General features: G+C 61.3%; 15 protein-coding genes and 1 pseudogene. 7 read left to right on the top strand and 9 right to left on the bottom strand.

Translation table 11 applies throughout. The features are described from left to right. Positions 1-126 precede the first annotated feature (126 nt). The 7 genes from V8J63_RS24225 to V8J63_RS24195 all read right to left on the bottom strand — a co-directional run bounded on the left by V8J63_RS24225 (position 127) and on the right by V8J63_RS24195 (position 5,545). Positions 127-690 (bottom strand): NUDIX hydrolase, encoded by a 564-nt coding sequence (locus V8J63_RS24225; RefSeq protein WP_024013191.1) that lies wholly within the window; start codon positions 688-690, stop codon positions 127-129. Position 691: 1 nt separating this feature from the next. Then, positions 692-1,456 carry a GntR family transcriptional regulator gene (locus tag V8J63_RS24220; protein ID WP_016775014.1) on the bottom strand — a complete coding sequence of 255 codons (765 nt, stop codon included), beginning with the start codon at positions 1,454-1,456 and terminating at the stop codon, positions 692-694. 57 nt (positions 1,457-1,513) lie between these two features. Next, complete coding sequence (locus V8J63_RS24215) at positions 1,514-1,903, bottom strand: carboxymuconolactone decarboxylase family protein (RefSeq protein ID WP_027613073.1); 390 nt, start codon at positions 1,901-1,903, stop codon at positions 1,514-1,516. 210 nt (positions 1,904-2,113) lie between these two features. Then, complete coding sequence (locus tag V8J63_RS24210; protein WP_016775013.1) at positions 2,114-2,599, bottom strand: flavin reductase family protein; 486 nt, start codon at positions 2,597-2,599, stop codon at positions 2,114-2,116. 12 nt (positions 2,600-2,611) lie between these two features. After that, positions 2,612-4,093 carry an aldehyde dehydrogenase gene (locus tag V8J63_RS24205; RefSeq protein ID WP_125927343.1) on the bottom strand — a complete coding sequence of 494 codons (1,482 nt, stop codon included), beginning with the start codon at positions 4,091-4,093 and terminating at the stop codon, positions 2,612-2,614. Beyond that, positions 4,090-4,923: an alpha/beta fold hydrolase gene (locus V8J63_RS24200; RefSeq protein WP_071172700.1), complete on the bottom strand. Its 834-nt coding sequence runs from the start codon at positions 4,921-4,923 to the stop codon at positions 4,090-4,092. Before V8J63_RS24200 ends, V8J63_RS24205 begins: the two co-directional genes overlap by 4 nt. A gap of 31 nt (positions 4,924-4,954) precedes the next feature. Further along, entirely contained in the window at positions 4,955-5,545 is a 591-nt protein-coding gene (locus V8J63_RS24195) for an amino acid synthesis family protein (RefSeq protein ID WP_007968626.1), read from the bottom strand. Between the two features lie 461 nt (positions 5,546-6,006). Here V8J63_RS24195 and V8J63_RS24190 point away from each other — a divergent pair, with 461 nt between their 5' ends. Both V8J63_RS24190 and V8J63_RS24185 read left to right on the top strand, forming a co-directional pair. After that, complete coding sequence (locus tag V8J63_RS24190; protein WP_122507913.1) at positions 6,007-7,050, top strand: WD40/YVTN/BNR-like repeat-containing protein; 1,044 nt, start codon at positions 6,007-6,009, stop codon at positions 7,048-7,050. Next, positions 7,047-9,431 (top strand): efflux RND transporter permease subunit, encoded by a 2,385-nt coding sequence (locus V8J63_RS24185; RefSeq protein ID WP_024013186.1) that lies wholly within the window; start codon positions 7,047-7,049, stop codon positions 9,429-9,431. Before V8J63_RS24190 ends, V8J63_RS24185 begins: the two co-directional genes overlap by 4 nt. A gap of 307 nt (positions 9,432-9,738) precedes the next feature. On the opposite strand, the gene V8J63_RS24180 is transcribed toward V8J63_RS24185, so the two are convergent. Next, positions 9,739-10,458: a FadR/GntR family transcriptional regulator gene (locus tag V8J63_RS24180; protein ID WP_024013185.1), complete on the bottom strand. Its 720-nt coding sequence runs from the start codon at positions 10,456-10,458 to the stop codon at positions 9,739-9,741. Between the two features lie 196 nt (positions 10,459-10,654). Beyond that, entirely contained in the window at positions 10,655-12,391 is a 1,737-nt protein-coding gene (locus V8J63_RS24175; protein ID WP_024013184.1) for an IlvD/Edd family dehydratase, read from the bottom strand. 192 nt (positions 12,392-12,583) lie between these two features. On the opposite strand from V8J63_RS24175, the pseudogene V8J63_RS24170 reads away from it, so the two are divergent. The 5 genes and pseudogenes from V8J63_RS24170 (at position 12,584) to V8J63_RS24150 (ending at position 18,355) form a co-directional block, all read left to right on the top strand. After that, positions 12,584-13,905: pseudogene (locus V8J63_RS24170) on the top strand (MFS transporter). Positions 13,906-14,051: 146 nt separating this feature from the next. Then, on the top strand, positions 14,052-15,044 hold the full coding sequence (gene araD1, locus V8J63_RS24165; RefSeq protein WP_130927339.1) for an AraD1 family protein: 993 nt from the start codon (positions 14,052-14,054) through the stop codon (positions 15,042-15,044). A 9-nt stretch (positions 15,045-15,053) separates the two neighbouring features. Then, on the top strand, positions 15,054-16,634 hold the full coding sequence (locus tag V8J63_RS24160) for an aldehyde dehydrogenase (NADP(+)) (RefSeq protein WP_024013181.1): 1,581 nt from the start codon (positions 15,054-15,056) through the stop codon (positions 16,632-16,634). A 247-nt stretch (positions 16,635-16,881) separates the two neighbouring features. Beyond that, positions 16,882-17,193 carry a DUF5629 family protein gene (locus V8J63_RS24155; RefSeq protein WP_336464730.1) on the top strand — a complete coding sequence of 104 codons (312 nt, stop codon included), beginning with the start codon at positions 16,882-16,884 and terminating at the stop codon, positions 17,191-17,193. Beyond that, positions 17,180-18,355: a lactonase family protein gene (locus V8J63_RS24150; protein ID WP_130927342.1), complete on the top strand. Its 1,176-nt coding sequence runs from the start codon at positions 17,180-17,182 to the stop codon at positions 18,353-18,355. Before V8J63_RS24155 ends, V8J63_RS24150 begins: the two co-directional genes overlap by 14 nt. Positions 18,356-18,430: the final 75 nt, after the last annotated feature.

Below are 18,430 nucleotides of genomic sequence, written 5' to 3'. Positions count from 1 at the left end.
ATCGTTCCCACGCTCCGCGTGGGAATGCAGCCCGGGACGCTCTGCGTCCCATCCAGAGCCGAACGCGGAGCGTCCGTAGAGGCATTCCCACGCGGAGCGTGGGAACGATCAGGGGGAAGGTGATTTTTAGCGCATGAAATGGATCTTGCCGCTGTCATCATTGCCCATGTAAATCCCGTAAACCCCAGCCTGGCGCTCTTCGATATAGCGCTCGAGGATCTGCCGGATCGCCGGGTAGTAGATCTGCTCCCACGGAATCTCTTCCGGGGCGAAGAACTTGTAATCCATGGTCTCCGGCCCGTACTGCCCGGTGATCTCCAGGGCGATGGCGCGGAATATGATGTACACCTCGCTGATTTTCGGCACGCTGAAGATCGAATACGGCGAGACGATTTCCGCGCGCACGCCGCTTTCTTCCCAGACTTCGCGCAGCGCCGCCTGTTCGGTGGTCTCACCGCTTTCCATGAAACCGGCCGGCAGCGTCCAGGTGCCGGGGCGCGGGGGAATCGCCCGTTGGCACAAGAGGTATTTGCCGTCCTGCTCGATGATGCAGCCGGCAATGATCTTCGGATTGACGTAGTGGATGTAGCCGCAGCCGCGGCACATCAGGCGCTCGTGCGTATCACCCGGCGGCGTCTGCTGACCGAGGTCAGGGCCACCGCATTTCGGGCAAAAGCTCGGGCTGAACATGTCATTGACCTATGCGGGGTTCTTTCAGCGCGATCGGCAGGGTGATCGCCGGGGTGCCTTTGACGGCGACGCCGGTTTCTTCCTGCTTGCGCTTGAGGTAATCGAGGGCCACGGCAGCCGCAGCGCGGACGTGATCTACGCACGCCTGATGCGCCGCCAGCGGATCGCCGCTCTTGATCGCCTCGACCATTTTTTCCATCTCGTGATTACTCGCGCCACGACGGTTTTCCTGGGACACCGAGGTCGCGCGCAGATAGCTGATGCGTGCCTGCAACTGACGCAATTGGGTGGCGGCGACATGGTTGCCCGAGCCTTCGAGCAGCACGTCGTAGAAGCCCTGCACCGAGTCGATCACCTGTTGCAGCTCGCCGTCCTTGAGCGCCTTGCGGTTGTCATCGAGGGCTTTTTCCAGGGCTTTGATGTCCTTGGCTTTGGCGCGCAGGGTGAACAGCTGCACGATCAGGCCTTCGAGCACACAACGCAGTTCGTAGATATCGACGGCGTCGTCGAGGGTGATGATGGCTACGCGCGGGCCTTTGGCATCGGCGAATTCGACGAGACCTTCGGATTCGAGGTGACGCAAGGCTTCGCGCACCGAAGTGCGGCTGACACCGAGGCGATCGCAGAGGTCGCGTTCGACCAGACGATCACCTGGCATGAGCTGGAAATTCATGATCGCGCTACGCAGTTTGTCCAGCACGATTTCGCGCAGGGTAACGGGGTTGCGATTGACCTTGAAGCTGTCGTCGAGTGGCTGGCGTTTCATGGGGTCCGCTCTTGAGCTTGGCTGTCCATGCCAGACGGGCATCAAAACAGCCGAGGGTTAACTGGAGGCCTCGGCGTCGGCTTCGGCAAAGGCTTCACGGGCCAGCCGGAAACTGTCCACGGCCGCCGGAACGCCGCAATAAATGCCGACCTGAAGCAGAATTTCGCGTATTTGCTCACGACTCAGGCCGTTACGCAAGGCGCCACGCACATGCAGCTTGAGTTCATGCGGGCGGTTGAGCGCCGAGATCATCGCCAGGTTGATCATGCTGCGCTCCTTGAGCGACAAACCCTCACGCCCCCAGACATGGCCCCAGCAGTACTCGGTGACCATTTCCTGCAGCGGACGGGTGAAATCGTCGGCGTTGTCTATCGAGCGCTGAACATAGGCTTCGCCCAATACCTGGGTGCGGATTTTCAGACCTTTTTCGTACTTCTCGTTACTCATCATTCCTCCTCACAACACAGATCCCCTTGTTGGAATGAACCCTGTGGTGAGGGGATTTATCCCCGACGGGGTGCGAAGCACCCCCAATACCTGCAACGGCGATTTGCCAGATATTCCGCGCGCAATGGTTTTACGACTGCTTCGCAGCCGGTCGGGGATAAATCCCCTCACCACAATGGGTCGTCCCACAGTGGGAGTTGGGTGGATCCGTCAGGTCAAGGCAGGCAACGCACCCAACTTGCCCTTGTGATAAATCATCGGCGTCACCGGTTGCTCGGGCAGGATCAGGTTCTTCACTGCGCCGACAATGATCGCGTGATCGCCGCCGTCGTATTCACGCCACAACTCGCACTCGATGATCGCCGTGGCCTTGGCCAGAATCGGGTTGCCCAGATCGCTCAGGTGCCACTCGATGCCCTTGGCCTTTTCCTTGCCCTTGCCGGCGAACGCGTAGGCTTCGGCGGTCTGCTCGGCGGAGAGCAAATGGATGGCGAATTTCTTGCTGTCGCGCAGCACCGGATAGGTGTCGGACGCGTAGTTGGGGCAGAACAGCACCAACGCCGGGTCGATCGACAGCGCGCTGAACGCGCTGGCGGTGATGCCGACGATGCCGCCGTCCGGGTCGAGGGTGGTGACCACCGTAACGCCGGACGGGAACGAGCTCATGACGTCTTTGTAAATGCCGGGTTCGATCATTTCGCAGGACTCCTAGCGCATCACAAACGGATCAGGCATTGGCGCCTGGGAGAGGTTGATCCACACCGTTTTCAGTTCGGTGTAGGCCAGCACCGAATCGATGCCGCTTTCGCGTCCATAGCCACTGTTCTTGAAGCCGCCGATCGGCGCCATCGCCGACACCGCACGGTAGGTGTTGACCCAGATGATCCCCGAGCGCACATCGCGCGCCAGACGATGGGCGCGACCGAGGTCACGGGTCCAGATGCCGGCAGCGAGGCCGAACTGTGAGTCATTGGCGATCGCCAGCGCTTCGGCTTCGTCCTTGAAACGAATCACCGAAGCCACCGGGCCGAAGACTTCTTCCTGCATGATCTTCATCGAATTGCGATCGCATTCGAACAGCGTCGGCTCGTAAAACCAGCCTTCGCCGAGATCCGCCGGACGCTTGCCGCCGGTGCGCAAACGCGCGCCTTCGGCGATGGCGTCAGCGACCAGACCTTCGACCACCGCCAGTTGCTGCGCGGTGGCCATCGGCCCCATCTCGCTATTGTCTTCCTGCGGGTTGCCAATGCGGATGCGCTGGGCGCGCTCGACCAGACGATTGACGAATTCGTCGTAGATTTCGTCCTGCACCAGCAAGCGCGAACCAGACACGCAACTCTGCCCGGACGCCGCGTAGATGCCGGCAATCGCACCGTTGATCGCGCTGTCCAGATCGGCGTCTGCGAAGATGATATTCGGCGACTTGCCGCCCAGCTCCAGCGACAGCTTGGCGAAATTCTCGGCGCTGCTGCGCACCACATGCCGCGCCGTGGCCGCGCCGCCGGTGAAGGCGATCTTGCGGATCAGCGGATGGCGGGTGAGGGCGGCGCCGGTGCTCGGGCCGTAACCGGTGACGACGTTGACCACGCCCGGCGGAATCCCGGCTTCGAGGGCCAGACGCGCCAGCTCGAGAATGGTCGCCGAGGCGTGCTCGGACGGCTTGATCACAATCGTGTTGCCGGCGGCGAGAGCCGGGGCCAGTTTGATCGCGGTCAGGTACAGCGGGCTGTTCCATGGAATGATCGCGGCGACCACACCCATGGCTTCGTGCACGGTGTAGGCAAACAGGTCGGGCTTGTCCAGCGGCAGGGTGCCGCCTTCCAGTTTGTCAGCGAGGCCTGCGGTGTAGTGGAAGAACTCCGGCAGATAGCTGACCTGGCCACGGGTTTCGCGGATCAGCTTGCCGTTGTCGCGGCTTTCCAGCTGCGCCAGGTGTTCCTTGTTTTCAGCGATCAGATCACCGAGGCGGCGCAGCAGTTTGCCGCGCGCAGTGGCGGTCAGGCCGCGCCACGCCGGGCTGTCGAAGGCCGTTTGCGCTGCTTGCACGGCGCGTTCGACGTCCGCTTCATCGGCGTCGGGCAGTTCCGCCCAGGCTTGCGCGGAGGCCGGGTTGAGGCTTTCGAAGGTCTTGCCGGAGAGGGCGTCGACCCAGTCTCCGCCGATGCACATCTGGAAGCGTGCGAGTGTCATGCAACGATCCCCTTTATATGGTTTTGTCGGGCGTGTGCGAATTGGAGAAATTCCAGCAGCATCTGATTGACCAGACGCGGCGACTCTACCGGCATCATATGCCGTTGCTCGGGCAGCACGGCAACCTTCGCGCCGGGGATGCGTCGGGCCAGTTGCTCGGCCATTTCCGGCGTCGAGCCGGGGTCGAGTTCGCCGGTGGCGATCAGCGTCGGCGCCTGAATGCTGCTCAGGTCGTCGGCGCGGTACATGTCCTGGGTGGCAAACAATTCATAAGTGGTCAGATAGCCCTGCGGATCGTTGTTGGCCAAGGTCTGGCGCAACGCGGCGATCTGCGCCGGGTTGGCCGCCTGATATTCACGGCTGAACCAGCGCGACAACGCCGCTTCGGCATTGGCGTCCGGGCCATGTTCGGCAGCCTGCGCAGTGCGCGCGATGACACCGGCACGCTGTTCTTCGCTGCGGTTGAACACGCTGTTCAGCACCACCAGGCTTTGCAGGCGCTCCGGGTAGTGCAGGGCGAAGGCCCTCGCGACCAGACCGCCCATGGAGAAACCGATCACCGCTGCCTGGGGCAGATTGAGGTGATCGAGCAGCTCGAGCAACTGATCGGCGTAACCGAGCAGGTCGGTGCCGCTGGCCGGGCGCGGGCTGGCGCCGTGGCCGAGCATGTCGTAGGCGATCACCTGGTACTGGCTGGCGAGGCCGACAATCTGCCCGCCCCACATTTCTTTGTTCAGGCCCACGCCGTGGATCAATACCACGGGCTGGCCTTGGCCGGTCGCCAGGTAACTGGTGCCAGCCGGGGTGAGTTCAGCGGTGAGCCGAATCATGGAGCGCTCCTGCAATGCCTTTTTATTGTGATTACTGGGCTTTTTCGGCAGCCAGTTCTTCCAGATCGATGTAGCGGTTGCCGATGCGCGGGTGCAGGCGGCCACCGTCGGCGCAACCGAGCACGACGACGATTTCGTCAGCACGCGGCGCGTCTTCGATCTGCATTTCCAGGGTGATGTAGTGCGAACGCAGGCCTTCGTCGTCCTTGTGCATCATCGGGATCTGAATCGAAGTGCCAGGGCCGCCGCGCTTGTTGGTAAAGCTCAGATAGCTCTTGGCTTTTACCGCTTCGCGATAGTGATTGCCGAAGCGCAGAGTGTGGATCACGGCGGAGGCGTGCTCGATCTCGCCATCAGCGCCGACGACCGCCGCTTTGCCGTAGGCCTCGATCTTCTCGGCACCGCCGATGATGCCGACCAGACGCTCGACCATCATTGCGCCGAGGTCGGAGCAGTTGGCGCGGATCTGCGGCTTGAGGTCTTCGACAAAACCGTTGCCCACCCAAGGGTTCTTCATCACCACGGCGAGGCCGACCATGGTCACCGGCTTGTCAGTAGCCTTGCCGCCTTCGATGAAGGTTTCTTCGACATAGCTGACGATCTTGCGAATTTCGAAACTCATGAGCTGCTCCGTTGGGGGATTGAGAGTGTCTGTGCGTCTGATGGTATACCATAATACCGATCCTGCAAGTCCCCTCAGCAACAATTGCGTCATCCATCCTACGAATGGCTGCGCATTCACCCTTTGTCGCAAAACCAACCATCACTACAAACCCTGTGGGAGCGAGCCTGCTCGCGAAAGCGGTGGTTCAGCCAATAAACAGGGTGACTGATACACCGCATTCGCGAGCAGGCTCGCTCCCACAGGGAAAATGATGGGTTACAGAGAGCCGCTTTCGGTTAACAAAAGATAACGCGGCGCCGATTGTCAGACATTTGCAAAGCCCGATAGGATGAGCCAGCTTCCGAAGGGGCTCTGGATTGCGGGTTTCAGGACTATGCTTCTGATCTGCCACTAGCCGAGCACCCTTGCGGCGCCCTTGAAGGCCCGATGGCCCAACAATAATAAATAGGGGAAGGTCTATGAGTCGTTGCCGCCCGCCGGCGTTACGCAACACCGCGTTGCTGGCCACAGCACTCTCGCTGCTGGGCTTTGCCACGTTATCGGCACCTGTGATTGCCGCCGAGGCCCCGGCTGACGTGGTCTATGCCACCGAATCGGCCAAGGCCGCGAAAAGCCTGATTCTTGATGTCGTCCACGCTGGCGCGCGTCTGGTCGCGGTCGGCGATCGCGGGCACATCGTCTATTCCGATGACCAGGGCAAAACCTGGACCCAGGCCAAGGTGCCAACCCGGCAACTGCTCACTGCCGTGTATTTCGTCGATGACAAAAACGGTTGGGCCGTGGGCCACGATGCACAGATTCTCGCCAGCGCAGACGGCGGTCTGACCTGGACCAAACAATTCGAAGACCTCGCACGCGAATCGCCGCTGCTCGACGTCTGGTTCAAGGACGCCAGCAGCGGCTTTGCCGTGGGCGCCTACGGCACGCTGCTGGAAACCTCCGATGGCGGCAAGCACTGGGAAGACGTCAGCGATCGCCTCGACAACGAAGACCAGTTCCACCTCAACGCCATCGCCGCCGTGAAAGACGCCGGGCTGTTTATCGTCGGCGAGTCCGGCAGCATGTTCCGCTCCGCCGATGACGGCCAGACCTGGGAAAAGCTTGAAGGCCCGTACGAAGGTTCACTGTTCGGCGTGATCGGCACGGCGCAGCCGCAGACCCTGCTGGCTTACGGCTTGCGCGGCAACCTTTATCGCTCCACTGATTTCGGCAGCAACTGGGAGCAGGTCGAACTCAAAGCCGCTCGCGGTGCGCTGGAGTTCGGTCTGTCCGGCGGCACGCTGCTGGAAGACGGCTCGATCGTCATCGTCGGCAACGGCGGCTCGGTGATCAGCAGCAGCGACAACGGCGAAACCTTCAGCGTGTTCAACCGCCCGGATCGCATTTCGCTGTCGTCGGTCACCGCCGCCGGCAACGGCAACCTGATTCTGACCGGGCAGGGTGGCTTGCACATCACCCAGCCAAACGGTGCCGAGACCAATAACAAGAAGGCGGGGCTATGACTTCCTTGATCACTCCTCAGCAGGAAAAGGCGACGGTTCTCGAGCGCCTGATCTTCAACAACCGTCCGGCCGTGATCCTGATCTGCCTGGTGGTGAGCATTTTCCTGTTCTGGCAGGCCACGCTGATTCGGCCGTCGACCAGTTTTGAAAAAATGATCCCGCTGCAGCATCCCTTCATCGAAAAGATGATGGAGCACCGCAACGATCTGGCGAACCTGGGCAACACCGTGCGTATTTCGGTGGAGGCCACCGACGGCGACATCTTCTCCAAGGAGTACATGGAGACCCTGCGCCAGATCAACGACGAAGTGTTCTACATTTCCGGCGTCGATCGTTCCGGCCTCAAATCGCTGTGGAGCCCGAGCGTACGCTGGACCGAAGTAACCGAAGAGGGTTTCGCCGGCGGTGAAGTGATTCCGCAGAGCTACAACGGCTCGCAGGACAGCCTCGATCTGCTGCGCAACAACGTGCTCAAGTCCGGCCAGGTCGGGCGTCTGGTGGCCAACGACTTCAAGTCGAGCATCGTCGACATCCCGCTGCTCGAGGCCTATCCGGACCCGCAGGATCAGGGCAAGTTGCTGGCGCTGGACTATCGCCAGTTCTCCCATGAGCTCGAAGACAAGATCCGCAACAAATTCGAAGCGCAGAACCCCAACATCAAGATCCACATCGTCGGTTTCGCCAAGAAGGTCGGTGACCTGATCGACGGTCTGGTGATGGTGGTGCTGTTCTTCGGTGTCGCCTTCGTCATCACCCTGATTCTGCTGCTGTGGTTCACCAACTGCCTGCGCAGCACCATCGCGGTGTTGAGCACAACGCTGGTGGCGGTGGTCTGGCAGCTCGGGTTGATGCACTTCTTCGGCTTCGGGCTCGACCCGTATTCGATGCTGGTGCCGTTCCTGATTTTCGCCATCGGCATTTCCCACGGCGTGCAGAAAATCAACGGTATCGCCCTGCAATCCAGCGAGGCCGATAACGCCCTGACCGCTGCGCGGCGCACCTTCCGCCAGTTGTTCCTGCCGGGGATGATCGCGATTCTGGCCGATGCGGTGGGCTTCATCACCCTGCTGATCATCGACATCGGCGTGATCCGTGAACTGGCGATCGGCGCGTCCATCGGCGTTGCGGTGATCGTGTTCACCAACCTGATCCTGCTGCCGGTGGCGATTTCCTATGTCGGCATCAGCAAGCGCGCGATTGCCAAGAGCAAGAAAGATGCGAACCGCGAACACCCGTTCTGGCGCCTGCTGTCGAACTTCGCCAGCCCGAAAGTCGCGCCGATTTCGGTAGCCCTGGCGTTGATCGCCTTCGGCGGCGGCCTCTGGTACAGCCAGAACCTGAAGATCGGCGACCTCGACCAGGGCGCGCCGGAACTGCGTCCGGACTCACGCTACAACAAGGACAACAACTTCATCATCAGCAACTACTCGACCAGCTCCGACGTGCTGGTGGTGATGGTCAAGACCAAGGCCGAAGGCTGCTCGCGCTACGAAGCCATGGCGCCGATCGATCAACTGATGTGGAAGATGCAGAACACCGAGGGCGTACAGTCGGCGATCTCGCTGGTGACCGTGTCCAAGCAGATGATCAAGGGCATGAACGAGGGCAACCTGAAATGGGAAACCCTGTCGCGCAACCCGGACGTGCTGAACAACTCGATCGCCCGCGCCGATGGCCTGTACAACAACAGCTGCTCGCTGGCGCCAGTGCTGGTGTTCCTCAACGACCACAAGGCCGAAACCCTCGATCGTGCGGTCAACGCGGTGCAGGAGTTCGCCAAGGAAAACAACAAGGACGGCCTGGAATTCATCCTCGCTGCCGGTAACGCCGGGATCGAAGCAGCCACCAACGAAGTCATCAAACAGGCTGAGCTGACCATCCTGATTCTGGTGTACATCTGCGTGGCGGTGATGTGCATGATCACCTTCCGCTCCTGGGCAGCGACCCTGTGCATCGTCCTGCCGCTGGTACTCACCTCGGTGCTCGGCAACGCGCTGATGGCGTTCATGGGCATCGGCGTGAAAGTCGCGACGCTGCCGGTGGTGGCGTTGGGCGTGGGGATCGGCGTGGATTACGGCATCTACATCTACAGCCGCCTGGAAAGTTTCCTGCGTGCCGGGCTACCGTTGCAGGAAGCCTATTACCAGACCCTGAAGTCGACCGGTAAAGCGGTGCTGTTCACCGGTCTGTGCCTGGCGATCGGCGTGTGCACCTGGATCTTCTCGGCGATCAAGTTCCAGGCCGACATGGGTCTGATGCTGACCTTCATGCTGCTGTGGAACATGTTCGGTGCGCTGTGGCTGCTGCCAGCGCTGGCCAAGTTCCTGATCAAGCCGGAGAAGCTGGCGGGGCAGAAGGGCAATTCGCTGTTTGCCCACTGATCTGACAGGCTGAAACGACAAAGCCGCAACCTTGATGGGTTGCGGCTTTTTTTGTGGTCCAAGATCAAGAGCCCCTCACCCTAGCCCTCTCCCGGAGGGAGAGGGGACTGACCGCGGCGTCTTTCGCCATACACCGACCTGAAAGATCGAGTCGATTATGGATTCAAAGCAAATCACTGGACCTGCAATACCAAGCGATGTTGGATTCAGCGCAAATCGTTCAAGTCGGCGTAAATCTCAAATATCCCCCAATCGGTCCCCTCTACCTCTGGGAGAGGGCTAGGGTGAGGGCAAGCGATCTCAAGCCCTAAGAAAGCTCTGCGCCAAGCACAACACTCAACGCACTACGCGCATCATCCAACTGCACCAGCGTCGCATGCCGGGCACCCAGGGCATCGCGGTTCTCGATGGCGGTCAGAATCGCCTTGTGCCTGGGCAACGCCAGTTCATGCAGATTCGGCCGTTGATTGGAATGCTTCAACGCCTCGGCAATCGCCACTGCTAACATGTTGCACAAGTTCGCCAGCAGATCATTGTGCGTGGCATCGGCGATGCGGCTGTGGAAGTCCAGGTCCGGTTGCAACAGCGCTTCCGGGGTCGGCGCGGCTTCCATGCGTTGGTAGGCTTCGTTGATCGCGGCGATGTCGGCATCGGTTGCATGCTGAGCGGCGAGGGCGGCGGCTGCCGGTTCGATGATGCTGCGCACGCTGGTGAGCACGTTGAAGAATTCATTCTGCGGGCTGCTCTGCATCAGCCAGTGCAGCACGTCCGGGTCGAGCATGTGCCACTCACGGCGGGCCTTGACCACGGTGCCGACGCGCGGTTTGGAATACACCAGACCCTTGGCCACCAGCACCCGCGTGGCTTCGCGCAACACCGGCCGACTGACCGCGTACTCCTCGCACAGCAGGGCTTCGGCGGGCAGTTTGTCGTCGGGCAAAAAGCGTCCGGAGACGATCTGCATGCCCAGTTCCTGGACGATGCGCGAGTGCATGCTTTTACGGTCGGAAGGTTTGCGGTAATCCATGGGGAGTGGCGCGATCCTGAGCGATGGAGATGCCGCGCATCATAGCAGGCACGGCACAATCTTGAGGTAGGCAATGATCGTTCCCACGCTCTGCGTGGGAATGCCTCAAGGGACGCTCCGCGTTCCAGCTCTGAAAGGGACGCGGAGCGTCCCGGGCTGCATTCCCACGCGGAGCGTGGGAACGATCAGTGGGGTGTCAATGAGAGTGGCGCGGAACCTCGGCACCACGGCAGCCAACCAGGAAGTCAAAGTCGCAACCCTGATCCGCCTGCAGCACGTGGTCGATGTACAGCTGACGATAACCGCCCACCAGCAACTGTTGCGGTGCTTGCAGATCGGCCATTCGCGCGGCCAGTTCAGCATCCGGAATGTCCAGATGCAAACGGCCGCTGGCGCAATCGAGCTCGATCCAGTCGCCTTCCTTTACTGCCGCCAAAGGCCCGCCGGCTGCGGCTTCCGGGGCGACGTGCAAAACCACCGTGCCGTACGCGGTGCCGCTCATGCGTGCATCGGAAATACGCACCATGTCGGTCACGCCTTCTGCCAACAGCTTGGCTGGCAAACCCATGTTGCCGACTTCGGCCATGCCTGGATAACCCTTCGGCCCGCAGTTTTTCATCACCAGAATCGAATCCTTATCGACGTCCAGCTCCGGATCGTTGATCCGGGCCTTGTACATGTCGAAGTTCTCGAACACCACCGCACGCCCGCGATGCTGCATCAGTTCAGCAGTGGCGGCGGACGGCTTGAGCACCGCGCCCAACGGCGCCAGATTGCCACGCAACACGCAGATGCCACCGTCGGCGCGAATCGGATTGTCGAGGGTGCGGATCACTTGGTCTTCGCCGTAGATCGGCGCGTCCTTGGTGTTCTCGCCGATGGACTTGCCGTTGACCGTCAGTGCGTTCGGGTTGGGGATCAGATTGGCTTCACCGAGGCGGCGCAGCACCGCTGGCAAACCACCGGCGTAGTAGAACTCTTCCATCAGGAAACGCCCGGACGGTTGCAGGTCGACGATGGTCGGCATGCCGCGACCGATGCGGGTCCAGTCGTCCAGATCGAGCTCGACGCCGATGCGCCCGGCGATGGCTTTCAAGTGGATCACGGCGTTGGTCGAACCGCCGATGGCAGCGTTGACACGAATAGCGTTTTCGAAGGCTTCTTTGGTGAGGATCTTCGACAGTTTCAGGTCTTCACGCACCATCTCCACCGCACGCATGCCGGACATGTGCGCCAGCACATAACGGCGCGCATCTACGGCCGGAATCGCGGCGTTGTGCGGCAGCGAAGTGCCCAGCGCTTCAGCCATGCACGCCATGGTCGACGCGGTGCCCATGGTGTTGCAGGTGCCCGCCGAACGCGACATGCCGCCCTCGGCCGCGAGGAAGTCATCGATGGTGATGGTGCCGGCCTTGACCTGTTCGCTGAGCTGCCAGACCACGGTCCCAGAGCCGATATCCTTGCCTTTGTGCTTGCCGTTGAGCATCGGCCCGCCGGTGACGACGATGGCCGGCACGTCGCAACTGGCCGCGCCCATCAGCAGTGCTGGAGTGGTTTTGTCGCAACCGGTGAGCAGCACGACGCCGTCGATCGGGTTGCCGCGAATCGCTTCTTCAACGTCCATGCTCGCCAGGTTGCGGGTGAGCATGGCAGTCGGGCGCAGGTTCGATTCGCCATTGGAGAACACCGGAAACTCCACCGGAAAACCACCGGCCTCGATCACCCCGCGTTTGACGTGCTCCGCGATCTGGCGGAAGTGCGCGTTGCACGGAGTCAGTTCCGACCAGGTGTTGCAGATGCCGATGATCGGCTTGCCGTGGAACTGATGGTCGGCGATGCCCTGATTCTTCATCCAGCTGCGGTACATGAAGCCGTTCTTGTCGGCCGTGCCAAACCATTGGGCGGAGCGCAGGGTGGGTTTCTTATCAGACATGATCGATTCTCTTATTGTAAGACTATTGTTTGCGAGCTGACGCTTAATCTAAGCTCAAAATCCGCGCTTTGGAAGTGTTGTTGGGTAATTAGTATTACTATATAGTCGTTTTCGACGGAGGGATGGCCCTGGCTGTTTTGGCGAGAGGCGTCCCCCGAGGTTCTATAAAAACAACAATCGGAGACCGATCTCATGAGCCAGGAATTGCGGCTTGTCCGGCGCATCACACTGAAACTGATTCCCTTCCTGATCCTGCTGTACCTGATCGCCTATGTGGATCGCTCCGCCGTCGGCTTCGCCAAGCTGCACATGGGCGCCGACATCGGCATCGGCGATGCCGCCTACGGCCTCGGTGCCGGGTTGTTTTTCATTGGTTACTTTCTTTTAGAGATTCCCAGCAACCTGATGCTCGAACGCTTCGGCGCGCGGCGCTGGTTCGCGCGGATCATGATCACCTGGGGCGCGATCACCATCGGCATGGCCTTCGTGCAAGGGCCGCACAGCTTCTATGTGATGCGCTTTCTGCTCGGCGCGGCCGAGGCGGGCTTCTTCCCCGGCGTGCTGTACTACATCACCCAATGGTTCCCGGTGCGCCATCGCGGCAAGATCCTCGGCCTGTTCATCCTTTCGCAACCCATTGCGATGATGATCACCGGTCCCGTGTCCGGCGGTTTGCTCGGCATGGACGGTATCCTCGGCCTGCACGGCTGGCAGTGGCTGTTCATCGTCATCGGCACGCCGGCGATCCTGCTGACCTGGCCGGTCCTGCGCTGGCTGCCGGACGGCCCGCAGCAAGTGAAGTGGATGGATCAGGCGGAAAAAGACTGGCTGACCGGCGAGCTGAAAAAGGACTTGCAGGAGTACGGCCAGACCCGTCACGGCAACCCTCTGCATGCGTTGAAAGACAAACGCGTGTTGTTGCTGGCGCTGTTCTATCTGCCGGTGACCCTGAGCATTTATGGCCTCGGCCTGTGGCTGCCAACGTTGATCAAACAGTTCGGCGGCAGCGATCTGGTCACCGGTTTCGTCTCTTCGGTGCCATACATTTTCGGGATCATCGGCCTGCTGATTATTCCGCGTAGCTCCGACCGTTTGAACGATCGCTACGGCCATTTGGCGGTGTTGTATGTGCTCGGTGCGCTGGGCCTGTTCCTCAGTGCCTGGCTGTCGCTGCCGGTGGCGCAACTGGCGGCGCTGTGTCTGGTGGCGTTTGCCTTGTTCTCATGCACCGCGGTGTTCTGGACCTTGCCGGGGCGTTTCTTTGCTGGCGCCAGTGCCGCGGCGGGGATTGCCTTGATCAACTCGGTGGGCAACCTCGGCGGTTACATCGGCCGTTCGTGATCGGCGCGTTGAAGGAATACACCGGCAATCTGGCTTCGGGGTTGTACTTCCTCTCGGGCGTGATGGTGTTCGGGCTGATTCTGACCGGCGTCGTTTACCGCGTGCTGGAGCGCAAGCATGTGCTGCCCGTCGACCAGTTCGCCGCCAGCGCCCGTGGCGCGACCCGAACCTGACTGACCAACACTGGCCCCTGTGGGAGCGAGCCTGCTCGCGAAGAGGCCATCACATTCAACACTGTTGGTGACTGATACACCGCTTTCGCGAGCAGGCTCGCTCCCACAGGGGGATAGCGGCGTTTTTGATGGAACAGGAGAAAATCATGCATCTGGTTCAATTCGAATTACCCAACGGCGAGCGCCGTGTCGGCGTGGTCGACAACGGTCAGGTCCGCGAAGTCGAGGACGCCCGCAGTGTCCGTGATCTGGCCCTGGCGGCAATCGAGGCCGGCGGCTCGCTTGAGCAGCAAGTGCAAAGCCTCGGCCTCGGCGCCAGTCACGACTATGGGCAGTTGCTCAAAGACCTGCGCATCCTGCCGCCACTCGATCACCCGGATCCGGCGCACATGCTGGTCAGCGGTACTGGTCTGACCCATCTGGGCAGTGCTTCGGCCCGGGACAAGATGCACCAGCAGGCCGGCGATGAAGCGGCGATGACCGACACCATGCGCATTTTCAAGTGGGGCGTGGAGGGTGGCAAACCGGCGGCGGGGCAGGCCGGTGTGCAACCAGAGTGGTTCTACAAGGGCGACGGCAGCATTGTCGTGCGTCCGGGGCAGCCGTTCCCGCTGCCGCCGTTCGCCGAGGACGCCGGCGAAGAGCCGGAGATGGCCGGCCTGTATGTCATCGGCAACGATGGCAAGCCGTATCGCCTCGGTTTCGCCGTCGGTAACGAGTTCTCCGACCACGTCATGGAGCGCAAGAATTACCTGTACCTCGCGCACTCGAAATTGCGCAGTTGCAGTTATGGCCCGGAACTTCGTACCGGTGAATTGCCTCAACACCTTGCCGGCACCAGCCGAATCCTGCGTGACGGCGAAGTGTTCTGGCAGAACGAGTTCCTCAGCGGCGAGGCCAACATGTGCCACAGCCTGGCGAACCTCGAGTACCACCACTTCAAATACAGTCAGTTCCTGCGTCCGGGCGACGTGCACATTCATTTTTTCGGCACAGCGACCCTGTCGTTTGCCGACGGCATCCGCACTCAGCCGGGCGACACGTTCGAGATCAGCCAGGCCGACTTCGGCGCACCGCTGGTCAACGGTATCGCACCGGTTCAGGCGGCTTTTGAACCGGACAGCATCGGCACCCTTTAAGGAGATCCCATGACTCAGATTCTCGGTCACAACTACATCGGCGGTCAGCGTAGCGCCGCTGGCAGCGTCAAACTGCACTCGGTCGACGCCAGCACTGGCGAGGCCCTGCCGCACGATTTCATTCAGGCCACGGCCGAAGAAGTCGACGCCGCTGCCAAGGCCGCCGCTGCGGCTTACCCGACCTATCGCAGCCTTAGCGCCGAACGTCGCGCGCAGTTCCTCGATGCGGTCGCGGATGAGCTGGATGCGCTTGGCGACGATTTCGTCGCCGTGGTCTGCCGCGAAACCGCGCTGCCAGCCGGGCGCATTCAGGGCGAGCGCGGTCGCACCAGCGGGCAGATGCGTCTGTTCGCCAAAGTCCTGCGTCGCGGTGATTTCTACGGCGCGCGGATCGATCTGGCACTGCCGGATCGTCAGCCGCTGCCACGTCCGGATCTTCGCCAATACCGCATCGGCCTCGGCCCGGTCGCCGTGTTTGGTGCGAGCAACTTCCCGCTGGCGTTCTCCACTGCCGGTGGCGATACCGCAGCAGCGCTGGCCGCCGGTTGCCCGGTAGTGTTCAAGGCCCACAGCGGCCACATGGCCACGGCTGAACTGGTCGCCGACGCGATCATTCGTGCCGCAGAAAAAACCGGTATGCCCGCTGGCGTGTTCAACATGATCTACGGTGGCGGCGTCGGCGAATGGCTGGTCAAGCATCCGGCGATTCAGGCCGTTGGTTTCACCGGTTCACTGAAAGGCGGTCGCGCCCTGTGCGACATGGCAGCCGCACGTCCGCAACCGATCCCGGTGTTCGCCGAGATGTCGAGCATCAACCCGGTGATCGTTTTGCCGCAAGCACTGGCCACGCGTTCGGAAACCGTCGCGCGCGACCTCACCGCTTCGGTGGTTCAGGGTTGCGGTCAGTTCTGCACCAACCCGGGTCTGGTCATCGGTATTCGCTCGCCGCAGTTCAGCGCGTTTGTACAGCAAGTCGCCGCTGCAATCGGTGATCAACCGGCGCAAACCATGCTCAACGCCGGCACCCTCGGCAGCTATGGCAAAGGCCTGGAAAAGCTTCTGGCGCACAGCGGCATCGAGCATCTGGCCGGTAATCCGCAGCAGGGCAATCAGGCGCAGCCGCAGTTGTTCAAGGCCGATGTCAGCCTGTTGATCAACGGTGACGAAGTGCTGCAGGAAGAAGTGTTCGGCCCCACCACAGTAATCGTCGAAGTGGCCGATCAGGCACAACTGAGCGCGGCGCTGCACGGCCTGCACGGTCAGTTGACCGCGACGATCATCGGCGAGCCGTCTGATTTCGAGCAATTCGCCGAACTGACGCCGCTGCTGGAACAGAAGGTCGGGCGCATCCTGCTCAACGGTTATCCGACCGGTGTCGAAGTGTGCGATTCGATGGTGCACGGCGGGCCGTACCCGGCGACGTCCGATGCGCGCGGCACGTCAGTGGGCACGCTGGCGATCGATCGCTTCCTGCGCCCGGTGTGCTTCCAGAACTACCCGGACAGCTTGCTGCCCGAACCACTGAAAAACGCCAACCCGCTGCGGATTCAGCGTTTGGTGGATGGCAAGCCATCGCGTGAGGCGATCTAGCCAGCACCGTAATTTCCTGTGTCTTTGATTGATCGTTCCCACGCTCCGCGTGGGAATGCAGCCCGGGACGCTCTGCGTCCCATTGGAACGCGGAGCGTCCCTAGAGGCATTCCCACGCAGAGCGTGGGAACGATCAGCTGGCACACCGCCTTCGCGAGCAGGCTCGCTCCCACAGAGGTTCCAGCAGGGGCCTCTGGATCACATTGGGCTATCATTGGCCCTTTCCCCCCTTGAAAGACTGTTTGCCATGACTGCCCAAACCCTTCTCATCGCCCTCGAACACTGCGGTATGGTCGAAATCGATGGCCTGCACGCCTTCGAATTCGCCCTCGACGAGGACGATAACCTGCACATCGAATGCATCGATGGCCGCGAAGCCAAGCACTGGGAATTCACCCCGGCGCAGGTCGCGCAAGCGACGTTCGATGAGACGCTGCAGAGCTGGCTGATCGTCGGTTACGCCAGCGACACCAAGACCACGGGCGAGCATCGTCTGGTGTGCGTCGGCGACGTAGTCAGCAGCAGCGATGATGAGGATGACAATAATGAAGATGCGTAATTTCTGGCCTTTGCTGATGGCCGGCAGCGTCGGCGCGATGGGGCTTTCCAGCGCCTCTGCCGAAACCTTGCAATTGCTGGTCGGCTCCTACACCGCCGGTTCCAGCCAAGGCATCTACCGCATGCAGTTCGACAGCGCCACCGGCCAGATCGACGCCAAGCCGCTGCAAGTGGTCAAGACCGAAAACCCGTCCTGGCTGACCCTCTCGAAAGACCAGAAGCGCTTGTTCGTGGTCAACGAAAACGGCCCGGGCCAGACCGATCCGGTCGGCCGCGTCAGCAGCTTCGCCATCGACCCGAAAACCCATGCGCTGAGCCTGATCAATCAAGTGCAGAGCCTCGGTAACGAGCCGACCCATTCCAGCCTCAGCGCTGATGCCAGACACCTGTTCGTCAGCAACTACTCGGTGATGGAAGATCCGGGCGGTACCCTGGCGGTATTGCCGGTCGATGCCGACGGCCAGCTGAAACCGGTGGTGCAGATGAGCGGCCACCCGGCTAGTCGGGTCAACCCCGAGCGCCAGGCTTCCAATCACGTGCACTCGACGGTGTCGTCGCCGGACGGGCGCTATGTGTTCTCCAATGATTTGGGCGCGGACAAGGTTTTCATCTATCAATACGACCCGAAGGCCAACCCGCACTTGCCGCTGACCCCGGCGAAAACCGCCTCGGTAGCCTTGCCGGCCGGCAGTGGCCCGCGTCATCTGCTGTTCAGCGCTGACGGCAAACACGCTTGGCTGACCATGGAGATGAGCGCGCAGGTTGCGGTGTTCGACTACAAGGACGGCGTACTGACCCAGACGCAACTGGTCGATCTGGCAGCGGGTCAGCCAACCTCGGACAAGGCCGGCGCGGCGCTGCATGCCTCGGCTGATGGCAAGTTTCTCTACGTGAGCAATCGCGGCACGGCCAATCAGCTCGTAGTGTTCGGCATTGATCCTGCGACCGGTCAGCTCAAAGAGCTGCAAAAGCGCTCGGTCGAAGGCGATCACCCGCGCGAGTTTGCCCTCGATCCGAGCGGTAAATTCGTCTTGATTGCCAACCAGAAGAGCAACCAGATTGTCGTCGTCGAGCGCGATGCCAAGACCGGTCTGCTGGGCAAAACCGTGCAAAAACTGCCGATGGACGCGCCAAGCGACCTGAAATTCCTGGTGCGACAATAAGCCACAGGCCCCGCTCTGCGGGGCCTGCATCGTTGTATTAATTGCACTGATATCGGCTAATGCTACAAAAGATTT

Origin of the sequence: Pseudomonas sp. CCNWLW23 (assembly GCF_037095675.1) — a bacterium.
Classification (GTDB): Bacteria; Pseudomonadota; Gammaproteobacteria; order Pseudomonadales; family Pseudomonadaceae; genus Aquipseudomonas; species Aquipseudomonas atacamensis.
Note: the sequence above shows the minus strand (reverse complement) of the source record. Positions and strands in the feature narration are given on the sequence as shown.